The organism is Rhizobium sp. 01N447_2 (genome assembly GCF_056399245.1).
On the sequence record NZ_JBFTQY010000028.1, the window covers coordinates 64,896 to 81,636 of the forward strand.

14 protein-coding genes are annotated in these 16,741 nt (G+C 61.3%); 13 read left to right on the forward strand and 1 reads right to left on the reverse strand.

Going from position 1 to position 16,741, the window contains the following annotated elements:
• Positions 1–31: 31 nt before the first annotated feature.
• On the reverse strand, positions 32–844 hold the full coding sequence (locus AC1ECN_RS20075; protein ID WP_018069601.1) for a ferredoxin--NADP reductase: 813 nt from the start codon (positions 842–844) through the stop codon (positions 32–34).
• Positions 845–1,190: 346 nt separating this feature from the next.
• Between AC1ECN_RS20075 and pcsA the strand changes: the two genes are divergently transcribed.
• The 13 genes from pcsA (at position 1,191) to glmS (ending at position 16,736) form a co-directional block, all read left to right on the forward strand.
• Positions 1,191–1,919 (forward strand): phosphatidylcholine synthase, encoded by a 729-nt coding sequence (gene pcsA, locus AC1ECN_RS20080; RefSeq protein ID WP_018069600.1) that lies wholly within the window; start codon positions 1,191–1,193, stop codon positions 1,917–1,919.
• A gap of 10 nt (positions 1,920–1,929) precedes the next feature.
• Positions 1,930–2,910, forward strand: a complete 981-nt coding sequence (locus AC1ECN_RS20085) for a quinone oxidoreductase family protein (RefSeq protein WP_130672571.1) — start codon at positions 1,930–1,932, stop codon at positions 2,908–2,910.
• 39 nt (positions 2,911–2,949) lie between these two features.
• The gene (locus AC1ECN_RS20090; protein ID WP_130672572.1) at positions 2,950–4,518 is read left to right on the forward strand and encodes an ABC transporter ATP-binding protein; all 1,569 of its coding nucleotides are present in this window, start codon (positions 2,950–2,952) and stop codon (positions 4,516–4,518) included.
• Positions 4,508–5,593 carry an ABC transporter permease gene (locus AC1ECN_RS20095; RefSeq protein ID WP_130672573.1) on the forward strand — a complete coding sequence of 362 codons (1,086 nt, stop codon included), beginning with the start codon at positions 4,508–4,510 and terminating at the stop codon, positions 5,591–5,593. The genes AC1ECN_RS20090 and AC1ECN_RS20095 overlap by 11 nt, the downstream gene beginning before the upstream one ends.
• Positions 5,590–6,510: an ABC transporter permease gene (locus AC1ECN_RS20100; RefSeq protein WP_130672574.1), complete on the forward strand. Its 921-nt coding sequence runs from the start codon at positions 5,590–5,592 to the stop codon at positions 6,508–6,510. Before AC1ECN_RS20095 ends, AC1ECN_RS20100 begins: the two co-directional genes overlap by 4 nt.
• A 54-nt stretch (positions 6,511–6,564) precedes the next feature.
• Complete coding sequence (locus tag AC1ECN_RS20105; RefSeq protein ID WP_018069595.1) at positions 6,565–7,641, forward strand: BMP family ABC transporter substrate-binding protein; 1,077 nt, start codon at positions 6,565–6,567, stop codon at positions 7,639–7,641.
• A gap of 147 nt (positions 7,642–7,788) precedes the next feature.
• Entirely contained in the window at positions 7,789–8,751 is a 963-nt protein-coding gene (ytfQ, locus tag AC1ECN_RS20110) for a galactofuranose ABC transporter, galactofuranose-binding protein YtfQ (RefSeq protein ID WP_018069594.1), read from the forward strand.
• Between the two features lie 223 nt (positions 8,752–8,974).
• Positions 8,975–10,498 (forward strand): galactofuranose ABC transporter, ATP-binding protein YtfR, encoded by a 1,524-nt coding sequence (gene ytfR, locus AC1ECN_RS20115; RefSeq protein WP_018069593.1) that lies wholly within the window; start codon positions 8,975–8,977, stop codon positions 10,496–10,498.
• Positions 10,495–11,508: an ABC transporter permease gene (locus AC1ECN_RS20120; RefSeq protein WP_018069592.1), complete on the forward strand. Its 1,014-nt coding sequence runs from the start codon at positions 10,495–10,497 to the stop codon at positions 11,506–11,508. The genes ytfR and AC1ECN_RS20120 overlap by 4 nt, the downstream gene beginning before the upstream one ends.
• The gene (gene yjfF, locus AC1ECN_RS20125; protein WP_130672576.1) at positions 11,505–12,473 is read left to right on the forward strand and encodes a galactofuranose ABC transporter, permease protein YjfF; all 969 of its coding nucleotides are present in this window, start codon (positions 11,505–11,507) and stop codon (positions 12,471–12,473) included. The genes AC1ECN_RS20120 and yjfF overlap by 4 nt, the downstream gene beginning before the upstream one ends.
• 16 nt (positions 12,474–12,489) lie before the next feature.
• Positions 12,490–13,275 carry a FadR/GntR family transcriptional regulator gene (locus AC1ECN_RS20130; RefSeq protein ID WP_018494653.1) on the forward strand — a complete coding sequence of 262 codons (786 nt, stop codon included), beginning with the start codon at positions 12,490–12,492 and terminating at the stop codon, positions 13,273–13,275.
• Positions 13,276–13,439: 164 nt separating this feature from the next.
• Positions 13,440–14,801 (forward strand): bifunctional UDP-N-acetylglucosamine diphosphorylase/glucosamine-1-phosphate N-acetyltransferase GlmU, encoded by a 1,362-nt coding sequence (glmU, locus tag AC1ECN_RS20135; RefSeq protein ID WP_130664573.1) that lies wholly within the window; start codon positions 13,440–13,442, stop codon positions 14,799–14,801.
• Positions 14,802–14,909: 108 nt separating this feature from the next.
• Positions 14,910–16,736, forward strand: coding sequence for a glutamine--fructose-6-phosphate transaminase (isomerizing) (glmS, locus tag AC1ECN_RS20140; RefSeq protein WP_130662794.1), 1,827 nt, complete (start codon positions 14,910–14,912; stop codon positions 16,734–16,736).
• Positions 16,737–16,741: the final 5 nt, after the last annotated feature.

A 16,741-nucleotide genomic window follows, 5' to 3' on the forward strand; every position in this document is an offset into this window, starting at 1 on the left:
AGCCGCCATAAGTCTGATTGTCAGAAATGCTTTAGCCGACGAAAGCGCGCTCGATGACGAATTCGGCGGGCTTGCTGTTGGCGCCCTCATCGAGGCCGGCCTTTTCGAGCAGTTCCTTGGTATCCTTCAGCATGGCCGAGGAACCGCAGATCATGCCGCGGTCGATTGCCGGATCGAGCGGCGGCACGCCGAGATCGGTGAACAGCTTGCCTGAGGAGATCAGATCGGTGATACGGCCGCGATATTCGAAATCCTCGCGCGTGACTGTCGGATAGTGGCGCAGCTTGTCGCCGACGACTTCCTTCAGCAGCTCGTCATTCTGGATCTCGTGCACGAGGTCGAAGCCGTATTTCAGCTCGGCGACATCGCGTGTCGTATGGGTGAGGATGACTTCCTCGAACTTCTCGTAGGTCTCGGGATCGCGGATCAGGCTGGCGAAAGGCGCAATGCCCGTTCCCGTCGAGAACATGTAGAGACGACGGCCGGGCGTCAGCGCATCGAGCACCAGCGTGCCCGTCGGCTTCTTGCGCATCAGCACCTGGTCGCCCGGCTTGATCGCCTGCAGATGTGAGGTCAGCGGACCGTCCGGCACCTTGATCGAGAAGAATTCAAGCTCTTCGGCCCAGGCGGGGCTGGCGATCGAATAGGCGCGGAAGACCGGCTTGCCCTCGACCATCAGGCCGATCATCGCGAATTCGCCAGAACGGAAACGGAAGCCCTGCGGCCGGGTCATCGTAAATCGGAAGAGCCGGTCGGTATAGTGCGTGACATCGAGCACCGTCTCGGCATAGACGCCGGCGGGGATGGACAAGGCGAAGTCTTCGGTCTTTGCAGGCGCGTTCATTTCGGTAGCGGATCCCGTTTCGTCGGATGAACAGTCGGATGCGAGCGAGATATTACAAATCGGGCCGGAATTAAAGGCATTCCATTCCACGCGACGCTTCTAAAGGGAAATATGCATGTCATTGTCAGGATTCAATGGCTGGCGGGGAATGTCGTATTTCCCGCTGGCGAAGCCCGGCAAAGGATGCATATTAGAGCAGCACGCCGGAAACGGATGCCGGTTTTCGGCAAAAATGGTGCGACAACAAAGACCTACGGCGTCGAACCCGATTCAGCAACAGGGTTCGGCGATGGTGGCGAAAAAAAGATGCTTGCCGGGGCGGGCGCGATAGGGCGGTCGGGGGAATATGAAGATTTTCAACTACAAGCGTGTTCCTTATGCGGAGATGCGCGCCTTTTCCGTCCATATCCTGACGGCCTCCGGCTCCTTCCTTGCCTTTCTCGGCGTCGTTGCCGCTGCCGAACACCGCTTCATCGATATGTTCTGGTGGCTTGGCCTCGCCCTTCTCGTCGATGGCATAGACGGCCCGATTGCCCGCAAGGTGCGCGTCAAGGAAGTGCTGCCGAATTGGTCGGGCGATACGCTCGACAATATCATCGATTACGTCACCTATGTGCTTCTACCGGCCTTCGCGCTTTATCAGAGCGGCATGATCGGCGAGCCCTGGTCCTTCGTCGCCGCCGGCATGATCGTCGTCTCCAGCGCCATCTACTATGCCGATATGGGCATGAAGACGGACGAGTATTTCTTCTCCGGCTTCCCCGTCGTCTGGAACATGATCGTCTTCACGCTGTTCGTCATCGATGCCAGCGCCACGACGGCGCTCACTGTTGTCATCGTCTCGGTGGTGCTGACCTTTCTGCCGATCAATTTCCTCCACCCGGTTCGGGTCAAAAGGCTGCGCCCGCTCAATCTCGGAGTCTTTTTTCTGTGGTCGGCGCTCGGCATTTTTTCGCTGCTGATGCATTTCGACACGCCCGAATGGGCGCTCATTCTCTTCATCGTGACCGGAATCTATCTTTACGTCATCGGCGCGGTGCTGCAATTCTTCCCCGCCCTTGGACGCGAAGCATAGGACAGGCAAGATGACCAAAACGCAGGCGGTTTCATTCTCGAGAACGGGCGGGCCGGAGGTTTTCGACTATGTCGAGATCGATCTTCCGTCACCCTCGGCAGGCGAAGTGCAGATCAGGCAGGCGGCAGTCGGGCTCAATTTCATCGACGTCTATTTCCGCAACGGCACTTACAAGACCCCGCATCTGCCCTTCGTCACCGGCAAGGAGGGCGCTGGCACCGTGACATCGGTCGGTCCCGGCGTCGAGGATTTCAAGGTCGGCGACCGTGTCGCCTATGCCGGCGCCGACGGCGCCTATAGCGCTGAACGCAATATCGAGACGCGCCATCTGGTACATGTGCCTGACGGCATAGAGCTCGAAACGGCGGCGGCAATGATGCTGAAGGGCATGACCGCCGAATATCTCTTGAACCGCACCTTCAAGGTCGGCCCTGAGACGGTCCTGCTGTTCCACGCCGCAGCAGGCGGCGTCGGCCTGATCGCCGGCCAGTGGGCAAAGGCGCTCGGCGCCACCGTCATCGGCACGGCGGGCTCTGAAGACAAGATCGAGCTGGCGCTCGCCCACGGCTACGACCATGTGATCAACTACAAGAGCGACAGCTTCGTCGACCGTGTCCGCGACATCACCGGCGGCAAGGGCGTGGATGTCGTCTACGATTCGATCGGCCGCGATACTTTTCCACAGTCTCTCGATTGTCTGAAGCCGCGCGGCCTTTTTGCCTCCTTCGGCCAATCTTCCGGGCCGATCGAGAATTTCACCCTTGCGATGCTGGCGCAGAGGGGCTCGCTCTTTGCGACGCGGCCGACGCTCTTCACCTATATCGCCGCGCGTAGGGAACTGATCGACAGTGCGAAAGCGCTATTTGATATTGTGCAAAGCAACAAAGTGCGTATCAATATCAATCAAACCTATCCGCTACGTGAGGTTGGGCGGGCTCACGCGGATCTGGAAACAAGAAAAACAACAGGAACGACGCTGCTGATTCCATGAGATCCGAACGGACCGGTTGGCAGAAGAAATGAGGGGAACGTGTCGCCATTGAATGTGCCGGATTCCGGTGCGTTATTATCGGTTCAGAAGCTGACGAAGTTCTTCGGTGGCTTTGCTGCCTGCAATGAAATCGATCTCGATATAGCGCCGGGCGAAATTCATGCGCTTCTCGGCGAAAATGGTGCGGGCAAATCCACCCTGGTGAAGATGCTGTTCGGCGTTCTCGAGCCGACGGACGGGCATATCCTCTGGCAGGGCCAGCCGGTGGCGATCACGTCGCCTGGGGAAGCCCGCAAGCTCGGCATCGGCATGGTCTTCCAGCATTTCTCGCTGTTTGAGGCGCTGACGGTCGCCGAAAACATCGCCCTGTCGCTCGATGACGCCATTCCGATCGACAAAATCGCCGAGGAGGCGAGAGCGCTGTCGGTCGCCTACGGCCTGCCGCTCGATCCGCATGCCCATGTCGCCGATCTCTCGGTCGGCGAGCGCCAGCGTATCGAGATCGTCCGTGCGCTGCTGCAGAACCCGAAACTCATCATCCTCGACGAACCGACCTCGGTGCTGACGCCGCAGGAAGCCGACAAGCTGTTCGAGACGCTGTTCAAACTGCGCGCCGAGGGGCGCTCGGTTCTTTATATCAGCCACCGCCTGGAGGAGGTGCAGCGCATCTGCGATCGCGCCACCGTCCTGCGCCATGGCCGCGTCACCGGCGCCTGCGATCCGAAACACGAAACGCCAGCCTCGCTCGCCCGCATGATGGTCGGCAGCGAAGTGGCGACCGTGACGCATCCGGAGCGCAGCGACAAGGGCGAAGTGCAGCTTGCGGTCGCCAACCTTTTCGTCGCCGCGCGCACCCCCTTCGCCATGCCGCTGCGTGATGTGTCGATGGCGGTGCGCTCCGGCGAAATCCTCGCCATAGCAGGTGTCGCGGGCAACGGCCAAAGCGAGCTCTTCGACGCATTGTCCGGCGAATATCCGGTTGCCTCAGTCGAGGCGATCGTCATCCGCAAGAAGCCGGTCGGCAACCAGGGCATCACCACCCGCCGTCTCCTCGGCGCCGGCTTTGTGCCGGAGGAACGCCATGGCCATGCCGCCGTCTCTGCCATGAAACTGTCGGATAATCTCGTCCTTGCCCGCAGCCAGTCGGACCGCAAGGCGTTTCTGGGCCTGCTCGGCATCATCCGCCACGCTGCGGTGAAGTCCGCCGCAAGGCGCATTTCCGAGGCGATGGATGTCCGAAAGAGTGGCGATGATCCTGCCGCCGGCTCGCTGTCCGGCGGGAACCTGCAAAAATTCATCGTCGGCCGCGAGCTCGACCGCCAGCCGGCAGTACTCGTCGTCAACCAGCCGACCTGGGGCGTCGATGCCGGGGCGGCAAGCCGCATCCGCCAGGCGCTCGTCGATCTCGCAAGAGCTGGTTCTGCCGTCGTCGTCATCAGCCAGGATCTCGACGAGATCTTCGAAGTGGCGACCGATATTGCTGTCATCTGCGAAGGCCGTCTTTCCCGCCCGTTCCCGGCCGGCGAACTGACGCGGGAAAGGATCGGACTGCTGATGGGCGGACTGCACGAGAGCAGCTCTGCCCCGGAGGCGCCTCATGCGCATTGAACTTGAAAAACGGCCCGACGTCTCGAAGCTCTTCGCCTTCGTCTCGCCGCTGCTTGCCCTTGTCCTGACGCTGGTATTCGGCGCCATCATGTTCGCCATGCTCGGCAAGAACCCGGTCGAGGCACTCGACGCCTTCTTCATCGAGCCGCTGCTCGAGGTCTGGTCGCTGCACGAACTGGCGATCAAGGCCGCGCCCCTGATCCTGATCGCCGTCGGCCTGGCCGTCTGTTATCGCTCGAACAACTGGAATATCGGCGCCGAAGGCCAGTTCACCATCGGCGCGATCACCGGCTCCTATCTGCCGATCGTCTTTTACGACTGGCATTCGCCGCTCGTGCTGCCGCTGATGCTGATCCTAGGTGCGCTCGGCGGTGCGCTTTTTGCCGCCATTCCGGCGCTGCTGAAGGCGCATTTCAATACCAATGAGATCCTGACGTCACTGATGCTGGTCTATATCGCCCAGCTCTTCCTCGACTGGCTGATCCGCGGCGCCTGGCGCGATCCGAAAGGCTTCAACTTTCCGGTCTCGCGCGATTTCGCGCCGGAAGCGGTGCTGCCGGCGATCTGGGAAGAGTCTGGCCGCGCCCATTGGGCCTTCATTTTCGCCATCATAGCGGCGGTAGGTGCCTGGTTCATGTTGCGCTACACGCTGAAAGGCTTCGAGATCATCGTGCTCGGCCAATCGGAGCGGGCAGGGCGTTTTGCCGGCTTCTCGTCGAAGAAGATGATCTGGTTCAGCTTTCTGTTCTCGGGCGCTCTTGCCGGCCTTGCTGGTATAGCCGAGGTCTCCGGCTCGATCGGCCACCTGCAGCCGGCGATCTCGCCGGGCTACGGCTTCACCGCCATCATCGTCGCCTTTCTCGGTCGCCTCAATCCGCTCGGCATCATTGCATCCGGCCTGGTGCTGGCGCTGACCTATCTCGGCGGCGAGGCAGCACAGCTTTCGATCGGCGTTTCCGACAAGGTCACCCGCGTCTTCCAGGGCCTGCTGCTCTTCTTCGTGCTCTCCTGCGATACGCTGATCTATTACAAAATCCGCATTGTCTGGTCGCGGGTCAGGGGCAGGGCAGCATGAGCATCTTCGAAGCCATTCTGCTGACCGTCATCACCGCCTCCACGCCGCTCGTCATCGCCGCCCTCGGCGAACTCGTGACCGAGCGCTCCGGCGTTCTCAATCTCGGTGTCGAGGGCATGATGATCATGGGCGCGGTTGCCGCCTTTGCGGGCGCGCAGATCTCGGGCTCGCCCTATGTCGGTATTGTCTGCGGCATTGCGGCAGGCGCGCTTTTCTCTCTTCTGTTTGCCTTCCTGACGCTGACGCTGGTGGCGAACCAGGTGGCGACCGGTCTGGCGCTCACCCTTCTCGGCCTCGGCGCATCAGGTATGCTTGGCGAAGCCTATGTCGGCATGCCGGGCATCAGGCTGGGAGAGATCGTCATTCCGGTCCTGTCGGATATTCCGGTCGTTGGCCATGTTCTCTTCAGGCAGGACCTGATCTTCTACCTGTCGATCGCGCTTGTGGTCGGCGTCAGCTGGTTCCTGTTTCGCAGCCGGACCGGGTTGAAGCTCAGGGCGATCGGCGACAGTCACGGTTCGGCCCACGCACTCGGCATTCATGTCATCCGCACGCGGTATCTGGCGGTGATGTTCGGCGGCGCCTGCGCTGGTCTTGCCGGCGCGCAGCTTTCGCTCGTCTACACGCCGCAATGGGCCGAGAACATGTCGGCCGGCCGCGGCTGGATCACGCTGGCGCTGGTGGTCTTCGCCTCCTGGCGGCCGTGGCGGGTCTTTGCCGGCGGTTATCTCTTTGGCGCGGTCACCATCCTGCAGCTTCATGCGCAAGCCTTCGGTCTCGGCATTCCCTCGCAGTTCCTTTCGATGCTGCCCTACGCCGCGACTATTGTGGTTCTCATCATCATTTCCCATAATCGGCGCACGACGTTGATCAACACGCCCGCGTCGCTCGGAAAAGCATTCGTGCCGGAGCGATAAAGCAACAACACAAAGACGGGTTTCCAATAACTTCACACACCAACAGGGGTCCCCATGAAGAAGTTAGCATTCACACTTGCCGCCTCGGCTGCCGCGGTGATCGGCATCTCTTCCGCTGCTCACGCCGCGGACAAGACGAAGGTCTGCTTCGTCTATGTCGGTTCGCATACCGACGGCGGTTATTCGCAGGCGCACGATCTCGGCCGCCAGCAGGTCCAGGCCGAGTTCGGCGACAAGATCGACACGCCCTACCTCGAAAACGTCCCGGAAGGCCCGGATGCTGAGCGCGCCATCGAGCGCCTTGCCCGTTCCGGCTGCAAGCTGATCTTCACGACGTCCTTCGGCTTCATGGACGCGACGGTCAAGGTTGCCGCCAAGTTCCCGGACGTCAAGTTCGAGCACGGCACCGGCTACAAGGCCGGCCCGAACCTTGCGACCTACAATTCGCGCTTCTATGAAGGCCGCTACATCCTCGGCCAGATCGCCGCCAAGACCTCGAAGAATCACGGGGCGGCCTACATTGCCTCTTTCCCGATTCCTGAAGTCGTGATGGGCATCAACTCCTTCGAGCAGGGCGCCAGGTCGGTCGATCCGAGCTTCAAGCTGAAGGTCATCTGGGTCAACACCTGGTTCGACCCCGGCAAGGAAGCTGATGCCGCCAAAGCGATGGTCGACCAGGGCGTCGACGTCTTGACGCAGCACACCGACACGACCGCGCCGATGCAGGTTGCCGAAGAACGCGGCATCCACGCCTTCGGCCAGGCCTCCGACATGATTGCAGCAGGCCCGAAGGCTCAGCTGACGGCAATCGTCGACACTTGGGGTACCTACTACTCCAAGCGCGTCCACGCGCTTCTGGACGGCACCTGGAAGTCCGAGCAGAGCTGGGACGGCCTGAAGGACGGCATCCTGAAGATGGCGCCCTACACCAACATGCCTGATGACGTGAAGAAGATGGCTGAGGAAACCGAAGCCAAGATCAAATCTGGCGAACTGCATCCCTTCACCGGCCCGATCAACAAGCAGGACGGCACGCCCTGGCTGAAGGCCGGCGAAAAGGCTGACGACGGCACGCTGCTCGGCATGAACTTCTATGTCGAAGGTGTGGACGACAAGCTGCCGGGTAAATAATCCCGCAAGCTATCTCGCGGATGCGAAGGGCGCCTCTGTTGGGCGCCCTTTTTTTTGCTGCAGCGCATCCTAAGATTCCGATTTACAAAAGTAATACTATATGATTTTTTGACCCTGCGCCGCGAGGAGCGGCATTGGGAGGAAATCATGAAATTGAAGACTGCACTTTTGAGTGCCACGATTCTGGCTGCCTGCATGTTCGGTTCGGCTTCGGCCGCCGGCCTCACTGTCGGCTTCTCGCAGATCGGCTCGGAATCGGGCTGGCGTGCGGCTGAAACGACCGTGACCAAGGAGCAGGCCAAGAAGCGCGGCATCGATCTGAAGTTTGCCGATGCGCAGCAGAAGCAGGAAAACCAGATCAAGGCTCTGCGCTCCTTCATTGCTCAGGGCGTCGATGCCATTCTCATTGCTCCGGTCGTCGAAACCGGCTGGGACGACGTTCTCAAGGAAGCCAAGGAAGCCAAGATTCCGGTCATCCTTCTCGACCGTACCATCAAAGCTCCCGACGATCTCTACCTGACGGCGGTGACCTCAGACCTGGTCCATGAAGGCAAGGTCGCAGGCGAGTTCCTGGTCAAGACCGTCGGCGACAAGAAGTGCAATGTCGTTGAACTCCAGGGCACCACCGGTTCGTCGCCGGCCATCGCCCGCAAGAAGGGCTTCGAAGAGGCTCTTGCCGGCCACGACAACCTCAAGATCGTTCGCAGCCAGACCGGTGACTTCACCCGCACCAAGGGCAAGGAAGTCATGGAAAGCTTCCTGAAGGCCGAGAATGGCGGCAAGGATATCTGCGCTCTCTACGCCCATAATGACGACATGGCCGTCGGCGCCATCCAGGCGATCAAGGAAGCCGGCCTGAAGCCCGGCAAGGATATCCTCGTCGTCTCCATCGACGCCGTGCCCGATATCTTCAAGGCCATGTCCGAAGGCGAGTCCAATGCCACGGTCGAGCTGACGCCGAATATGGCAGGTCCGGCCTTTGATGCGCTCGAAGCCTATCTGAAGGACAAGAAGGCTCCGGCCAAGTGGATCCAGACTGAATCCAAGCTCTACACGCCTGCCGACGACCCGATGAAGGTCTACGAAGAGAAGAAGGGCCAGGGCTACTGATCTGATTTGACACTGCACAATTCCTGAAATCTGAATCGATTTCAGGATAAATCATGCAGTAATTCAAAGCGCTACAGCGTCGGTTGCGCGTCTGAAAAGACGAGGGGCGCTGTAGAACCGCACCGGCCCGTCATGGACCGGTGCGGAACTGCCTCGCCGCCTTGGGACATCATGTCCGGCCGCGGCGCGGCTTTTGCCGTCAATATCAGGAAAACAGACCCTTATGACTCACGATTTCGAGAACGTTCTCGCGGCCTCCGGAATATCGAAATTCTTTCCTGGCGCGGTGGCGCTGGATAAGGTCGATTTCACGCTCCGCAGAGGCGAGGTGCACGCATTGCTGGGCGAGAACGGCGCCGGCAAGTCGACGCTGATCAAGTGCATCACCGGCGCCTATCATCGTGATGAAGGCAGCCTGGCGCTCGACGGCCAGGAAATCAATCCGGCCAATACGCTCGCCGCCCAGAAGCTCGGCATCGGCACGGTCTACCAGGAGGTCAACCTGCTGGCCAATCTAAGCGTCGCCGAAAACCTCTTTCTCGGACGCCAGCCAAGACGGTTCGGCATGACCGACGTGCGCGAAATGAACCGCAAGGCGCGCGATCTGCTCACCGGCTACGGCATCGATATCGACGTTACCGCCGAACTTGGCCGTTTTTCCGTCGCTGTCCAGCAGGTGGTTGCCATCGCCCGCGCCGTCGATCTCTCAGGCAAGGTGCTGATTCTCGACGAGCCCACGGCAAGTCTCGACAACCAGGAGGTCGCGCTGCTCTTCCGCATCATCGACGACCTGAAGAAGCGCGGCCTGGGCATCGTCTTCATCACCCATTTTCTCGAGCAGGTCTATGCAATCAGCGACCGCATTACCGTGCTGCGCAACGGCAAGCTCGTCGGCACCCGCGACGCCGCCGATCTGCCGCGCCAGGGCCTGATCGCCATGATGCTCGGCCGCGAGCTGGCGCATGTCGAAGAAACTGTCAGGGAACGCAGCCTTGCGGCAGGCGAGGTTCGATATCGTTTTGCAGGCTACGGCAAACGCGGCAAGGTCAAACCTTTCGACCTTGAGGTTCGCGCCGGAGAGGTGGTCGGCATTGCCGGACTGCTCGGCTCCGGCCGCACCGAAACCGCCGAACTGCTTTTCGGCATCGAGCATGCCGACAGCGGCAGCGCCACGATCGACGGCCAGCCGGTGACGCTTTCCGGCCCGCGCGCCGCGATCGCAAAGGGTTTCGGCTTCTGCCCCGAGGATCGCAAGACCGATGGCATCGTCGGCGACCTGTCGATCAGGGAGAACATCGCACTGGCGCTGCAGGCCCGCCGTGGCTGGACGCGGCCGCTCTCGCGCGCCGAGCAGAATGCACTTGCCGACCGCTACATCAAGGCGCTCGATATCCGCACCACCGACCGCGAGAAGCCGATCCGGCTGCTCTCCGGCGGCAATCAGCAGAAGGCGATCCTCGCCCGCTGGCTGGCGACCAATCCGAAGTTTCTGATCCTCGACGAGCCGACCCGCGGCATCGATGTCGGCGCCCATGCCGAGATCATCCGGCTCATCGAAGAACTCTGCGCCGGCGGCATGTCGCTGATCGTGATTTCCTCAGAACTTGAAGAGCTTGTCGCCTATAGTTCACGTGTCATCGTACTTCGCGACAGACAGCATATCGCTGAACTGACAGGCGAGCGTATCACCGCTGCCGGCATCGTCGAAGCCATCGCTGCGGCAGAGCACAAGATGGAGGAGGCATGAGGTCCTCGCTGAAGGCGCTGGCCTATCGTCTGGCGCCGCAATTGATTGCGCTCGTTGTCATTCTTCTGTTGAATTTCATCACGTCGCCGCAGTTTTTTAATGTCGTGGTTCAGAATGACCGGCTTTATGGCAGCCTGATCGATGTGCTGAATCGCGGTGCGCCGGTGGCGCTGCTGGCGATCGGCATGACGCTGGTGATCGCCACCAAGGGCATCGACCTGTCCGTCGGTGCGGTCATCGCGATCTGCGGCGCCGTCGCCGCGTCGTCGATTGTTTCAGGAAATTCAGTTGCCTACACCATTATCCTGACACTTGCGATTGGGCTTGCCTGCGGCGTCTGGAACGGGTTCCTGGTGGCAGTCCTCAATATCCAGCCGATCATCGCGACGCTGGTGCTGATGGTGGCCGGCCGCGGCATCGCCCAGCTCATCACCGAAGGCGCCATCCTGACCTTCAACGATGACGGGCTGACCTTCTTCGGCAGCGGTTCCATGGCTCTCCTGCCGATGCCTGTCGTCATCTGGCTTCTCGTCGGCCTGCTCGTCATCCTGCTTGTCCGCCGCACCGCGCTCGGCATGCTGATCGAGGCCGTCGGCATCAATCGCCGCGCCAGCACGCTCTCCGGCATTCAAACGCCGGTGCTGTTGATGGCGGTCTACATGCTGAGCGGTCTCTGCGCCTCGATCGCGGGCATCATCGTCGCAGCCGACATCAAGGGCGCCGATGCCAACAATGCCGGCCTCTGGCTGGAGCTCGACGCGATCCTCGCCGTCGTCGTCGGCGGCAATTCGCTGCTCGGCGGCCGCTTCAGCATTCTCGGATCGCTGATCGGCGCGATGATCATCCAGTCGGTGAATACCGGCATCCTGTCCTCCGGCTTCCCGCCGGAATTCAACCTGATCATCAAGGCCGTCATCATTATCGTCATCCTTGTCATCCAGTCGCCGGCGGTGCAATCGCTCGCCATCTTCGCCAGCCGCCGGCAGGGCGGAAGGGAGCAGCCGAAATGAACTCCAAATACCTGCCGCTGCTTGCAACCATCGTCATTTTCGTGCTCGCCTATGGCGGCTGCGCGCTGCAATATCCGAACATGCTGTCGACGCGCGTCATCGGCAATCTGCTGACCGACAATGCCTTTCTCGGCATCGCCGCCGTCGGCATGACCTTTGTCATCATCTCAGGCGGCATTGATCTGTCGATCGGCTCGGTCATCGCCTTTACCGGCGTATTCCTCGCGGTGATCCTGCAGAACACCTCGATCCATCCGCTGCTCGCTTTCGCGATCGTGCTCGTCATCACGACTGCCTTTGGCGGTATCATGGGCGCGATCATCCACTATCTCGAAATGCCGGCCTTCATCGTCACGCTCGCCGGCATGTTCCTGGCGCGCGGCATGGCCTTCGTGCTCTCGATCGACAGCATCCCGATCGATCACGAATATTATTCGACGTTGACGAGCCTCTATTACCGTCTGCCCGGAGGCGGGCGGCTGACGCTGATCGGCGGCATCATGCTTCTGGTCTTTGCGGTCGGCATCTTCATTGCCCAGCGCACCCGCTTCGGCACCAACGTCTATGCGCTCGGCGGCGGCACGCAGACGGCGCGGCTGATGGGCGTGCCGGTCGGCCGCACGACAATCCAGATCTATGCGCTGTCGGGCTTTCTGGCGGGTCTATCCGGGATCGTTTTTTCGCTGTACACCTCTGCTGGATATTCTCTTGCAGCAGTCGGCGTCGAACTCGATGCCATCGCGGCGGTCGTCATTGGAGGGACGCTGCTGACCGGAGGAGCGGGATTCGTGGCGGGAACCTTGATCGGTATCCTGATCCAGGGGCTCATTCAGACCTACATCACCTTCGACGGCACGCTGTCGAGCTGGTGGACCAAGATCCTGATTGGCCTTCTGCTGTTTGCATTCATCCTGATGCAGAAAGCCATCCTGTTCGTTTCCAGTCTGAACAAGAGGTACGCCTGAGGGGGAGACGGATCGCTTGCGCTACAAATTGGACGAGACACGCAAGACGGGGCGCAGAACCCGGACGAGCCACGCCCAGGTCGTCGACGAACTCGGCAAGGCGATCGTCGCCGGCACCTATCCCGTTGGCTCGATCCTGCCGGGCGATACGGAACTGGCGCAACGTTTCAAAGTGTCCCGCACGGTCTTGCGCGAGACGATGAAGACGCTTGCCGCCAAAGGCATGGTCGTCGCTAAGGCGCGGGTCGGCACGCGTGTGACCGAAAAGAACCTCTGGAACATGTTCGACAGCGAGATCATCGCCTGGCACTTCGACAACGGTGTGACGGAAGAGTTTCTGCTGCAGCTCTACGATATTCGGCTCGCCTTCGAACCCTTCGCCGCCGGTCTCGTCGCCGAGCGAGCGAATGCTGACGAGATCGAGATGCTGCGCGCGCTCGCGCTCGAAATGGCAGCGGCTGGTCATACGGCCGACAGCCTGGCACTCGCCGACCTTCGTTTTCACCTGGCGATCGCCGAAGCCTCGCACAATCCCTTCATGCGGACACTGGGCAGCCTCATCGAAGCAGCTCTCGTCGGCATGTTCCGGATGAGCACGCCGCCAACCGAAAACGGCTTCGCCAATATCGCCGATACCCATATGCGCATCGTCGATGCGATCGTTTCCGGCGATAACGCCGCCGCGCGCCGCGCGATGGAGGACGTCATCCTGGACGGTCGCATTCATGTGCATGAAGCTTTCGCGGCCCGCGGTTCCGAGGCCGTCACAGGGTCGATTTCGGGCGCAATTTTACCCTTGTGAAGGCTTTGCTTGTCTGCAGCGCCGCGCATCTTTCGAGAGGCGCAAGGGACGCTGCAGCACTTCGAAGTGCTGCATAATTTTATCCTTAAATCGATTCCGATTTAGGGAATTATGCAGTATGAGGCGATAAAGCCGCCTCATGGCGCGGATTCGCGGAGCAAATCATGGAACGCACTTGTCTTGCCGTCATCCTTGCCGCCGGTGACAGCACGCGGATGAAATCCTCGAAATCGAAGGTGCTGCATCCTGTCGCTGGACGGCCGATGATCGCCCACGTGGTCGAGGCGGTCGCCTCCGCCGGCATCTCGTCCGTCGCCCTTGTCGTCGGCCGTGACGCCGAGGACGTGGCAAAGGCGGCAAGCATCGCCGGCGTCAGCATCGAATCCTATCTGCAGAAGGAACGCCTCGGCACCGGCCACGCAGTCTTGGCTGCGCGTGAAGCGATCGCCAAGGGCTACGACGATATCCTCGTCACCTATGGCGACGTGCCGCTCCAGACCGACGGACCGTTGAAGGCTGCCCGCCAGGGCCTTGCCGATGGCAGCGATGTCGTCGTCATCGGCTTCCACACCGACCGCCCGAGTGGCTACGGTCGCCTGCTCGTCAAGGATGGCGAACTCATCGCCATCCGCGAGGAGAAGGACGCGACCGATGCCGAGCGCACCGTCACCTGGTGCAACAGCGGCCTGATGGCGATTAACGGCAGAAAGGCGCTCGACCTTCTCACGCGCATCGGCAATGCCAATGCCAAGGGCGAATTCTATCTGACCGATCTCGTCGAGATCGCCCGTTCGCTCGGCGGACGCGTGACTGCGGTCGACGCTCCCGAGATCGAGATGACCGGCTGCAACACCCGTGCCGAACTCGCCGTCATCGAACGTTTCTGGCAGGAGCGCCGCCGCCACGAGATGATGCTGGCCGGCGTCACCATGATCGCGCCGGAAACGGTCTTTCTGTCCTACGATACCGCCATCGGCCAGGATGCGCTGATCGAGCCGAATGTCGTTTTCGGCCCTGGTGCTGTGATCGACAGCGGTGCCGTCATTCATGCTTTCTCGCATATCGAAGGCGCTCATGTCAGCCAAGGCGCGACCGTCGGTCCCTTCGCGCGGCTGCGGCCGGGTGCCGATCTCGCCAGCGGCGCCAAGGTCGGCAATTTCTGCGAGGTCAAGAACGGCAGGCTCGGCGAGGGCGCCAAGGTCAACCACCTGACTTACATCGGCGATGCCGTCATCGGCGCCGGCAGCAATATCGGCGCCGGCACGATCACCTGCAACTATGACGGCGTCAACAAGAGCGAGACGGTGATCGGCGAAAACGCCTTCATCGGTTCCAACTCCTCGCTGGTCGCGCCGGTAACGATCGGCGACGGCGCCTATATCGGCTCCGGCAGCGTCATCACCGTCGATGTTCCGGCCGATGCACTGGCGCTCGGCCGTGCCCGGCAGGAGATCAAGCCCGGCCGCGCGACGCTGCTGCGCGAACGCGCGCTCGCCATCAAGGCGGCGAAGAAGGCGAAAGCCTGACCGGCCTTGCGTAACCGGCGGAAATTGAAAGTGACCGCCGAGGTGATTGAGAAATAAGCAGGAATCGTTAGGACTGGCCTCATTGTTGGGGCCTAGTGGGGATGTTGCATGTGTGGAATTGTGGGGATCGTCGGAACTGCGCCTGTTGCCGGGCGCCTGGTCGATGCGCTGAAGCGTCTCGAATATCGCGGTTACGATTCCGCCGGTGTCGCCACCATTCATGACGGCGTGATGGATCGCCGCCGGGCCGAGGGCAAGCTGTTCAATCTGGAAAAGCGCCTCGACAGCGAACCGCTGCCCGGCACCGTCGGCATCGCCCACACGCGCTGGGCGACCCACGGCGTTCCGAACGAGACCAATGCCCATCCGCATTTCGTCGAAGGCGTCGCCGTCGTCCATAACGGCATCATCGAGAACTTCTCCGAGCTTCGCGATGAACTGACCGAGGAGGGTTCGGTCTTCCAAACCCAGACCGACACCGAGGTGGTCGCCCATCTGCTGGCAAAATACCTGCGCGAGGGCCTCGAGCCGCGCGACGCCATGCTGAAGATGCTGAACCGGGTGACCGGCGCCTATGCGCTGGCTGTTATGCTCAAGGCCCATCCCGGCACGATCATGGCCGCCCGGTCCGGACCACCGCTTGCCGTCGGCTACGGCCGCGGCGAGATGTTCCTCGGCTCGGATGCGATCGCGCTCTCGCCCTTCACCAACGAGATCACCTATCTCGTCGACGGCGATTTCGCTGTCCTCACCCGCGACGGTGTCGCGGTGCTGGATTTCGGCGGCAAGCCGGTCAAGCGCGCGCGCCAGATCTCGCAGGCGACCGCCTATGTCGTCGACAAGGGCAACCACCGCCATTTCATGGAAAAGGAAATCTACGAGCAGCCGGAGGTGATCTCCCACGCGCTCAGCCATTATGTCGATTTCGCCGAGAACACGATCGGCGCCAATGCCGCCGCGATCGACTTCAAGGCGGCGACCGGCCTTGCGATCTCGGCCTGCGGCACTGCTTATCTCGCCGGCCTCGTCGGCAAATACTGGTTCGAGCGTTATGCTCGCCTGCCTGTTGAGATCGACGTCGCCTCCGAATTCCGCTATCGCGAAATGCCGCTGTCGCCGTCGCAGGTAGCGCTCTTCATTTCACAGTCCGGCGAGACCGCCGATACGCTGGCATCGCTGCGCTATTGCCGCGACAACGGGTTGAAGATCGGCGCCGTCGTCAATGTCCGCGAATCGACGATCGCGCGGGAATCCGACGCCGTCTTCCCGATCATGGCCGGCCCCGAAATCGGCGTTGCCTCGACCAAGGCCTTCACCTGCCAGCTTGCCGTGCTGGCAGCGCTGGCGATCGGTGCCGGCAAGGCGCGCGGCACGGTGAGTGCCGATGAGGAGAGGGCGCTGGTGCGCCATCTCGCCGAAATGCCGCGTATCATGAGCCGGGTGCTGAACCTCATCCAGCCGCAGATGGAAAGCCTGTCGCGCGAGCTGTCGAAGTGCAAGGACGTGCTTTATCTCGGCCGCGGCACCAGCTTCCCGCTCGCCATGGAAGGCGCGCTGAAGCTCAAGGAAATTTCCTATATCCATGCCGAAGGTTATGCCGCTGGCGAATTGAAGCATGGGCCGATCGCGCTGATTGACGAGAACATGCCTGTCATCGTCATCGCCCCCTACGACCGTTTCTTCGAAAAGACCGTCTCGAACATGCAGGAGGTCGCAGCCCGCGGCGGCCGCATCATCTTCATCACCGACGAGGCCGGTGCGGCTGCCTCGAAACTGCCGACCATGGCGACGATCACCCTGCCTGTGGTCGACGAAATCATCGCGCCGATGATCTTCTCGCTGCCGATCCAACTGCTCGCCTATCATACCGCCGTCTTCATGGGCACCGATGTCGACCAGCCGCGCAACCTGGCGAAATCCGTGACGGTGGAATAAGCCTG

What these genes read in the sequence shown, in the direction of transcription:
- AC1ECN_RS20095 (WP_130672573.1), top strand. Translation starts at nt 4,508, where the DNA reads ATGCGCATTGAACTTGAAAAACGGCCCGACGTCTCGAAGCTCTTCGCC.
- ytfR (WP_018069593.1), top strand. Translation starts at nt 8,975, where the DNA reads ATGACTCACGATTTCGAGAACGTTCTCGCGGCCTCCGGAATATCGAAA.
- yjfF (WP_130672576.1), top strand. Translation starts at nt 11,505, where the DNA reads ATGAACTCCAAATACCTGCCGCTGCTTGCAACCATCGTCATTTTCGTG.
- AC1ECN_RS20100 (WP_130672574.1), top strand. Translation starts at nt 5,590, where the DNA reads ATGAGCATCTTCGAAGCCATTCTGCTGACCGTCATCACCGCCTCCACG.
- AC1ECN_RS20075 (WP_018069601.1), bottom strand. Translation starts at nt 844, where the DNA reads ATGAACGCGCCTGCAAAGACCGAAGACTTCGCCTTGTCCATCCCCGCC.
- AC1ECN_RS20120 (WP_018069592.1), top strand. Translation starts at nt 10,495, where the DNA reads ATGAGGTCCTCGCTGAAGGCGCTGGCCTATCGTCTGGCGCCGCAATTG.
- glmS (WP_130662794.1), top strand. Translation starts at nt 14,910, where the DNA reads ATGTGTGGAATTGTGGGGATCGTCGGAACTGCGCCTGTTGCCGGGCGC.
- ytfQ (WP_018069594.1), top strand. Translation starts at nt 7,789, where the DNA reads ATGAAATTGAAGACTGCACTTTTGAGTGCCACGATTCTGGCTGCCTGC.
- glmU (WP_130664573.1), top strand. Translation starts at nt 13,440, where the DNA reads ATGGAACGCACTTGTCTTGCCGTCATCCTTGCCGCCGGTGACAGCACG.
- AC1ECN_RS20085 (WP_130672571.1), top strand. Translation starts at nt 1,930, where the DNA reads ATGACCAAAACGCAGGCGGTTTCATTCTCGAGAACGGGCGGGCCGGAG.
- AC1ECN_RS20105 (WP_018069595.1), top strand. Translation starts at nt 6,565, where the DNA reads ATGAAGAAGTTAGCATTCACACTTGCCGCCTCGGCTGCCGCGGTGATC.
- pcsA (WP_018069600.1), top strand. Translation starts at nt 1,191, where the DNA reads ATGAAGATTTTCAACTACAAGCGTGTTCCTTATGCGGAGATGCGCGCC.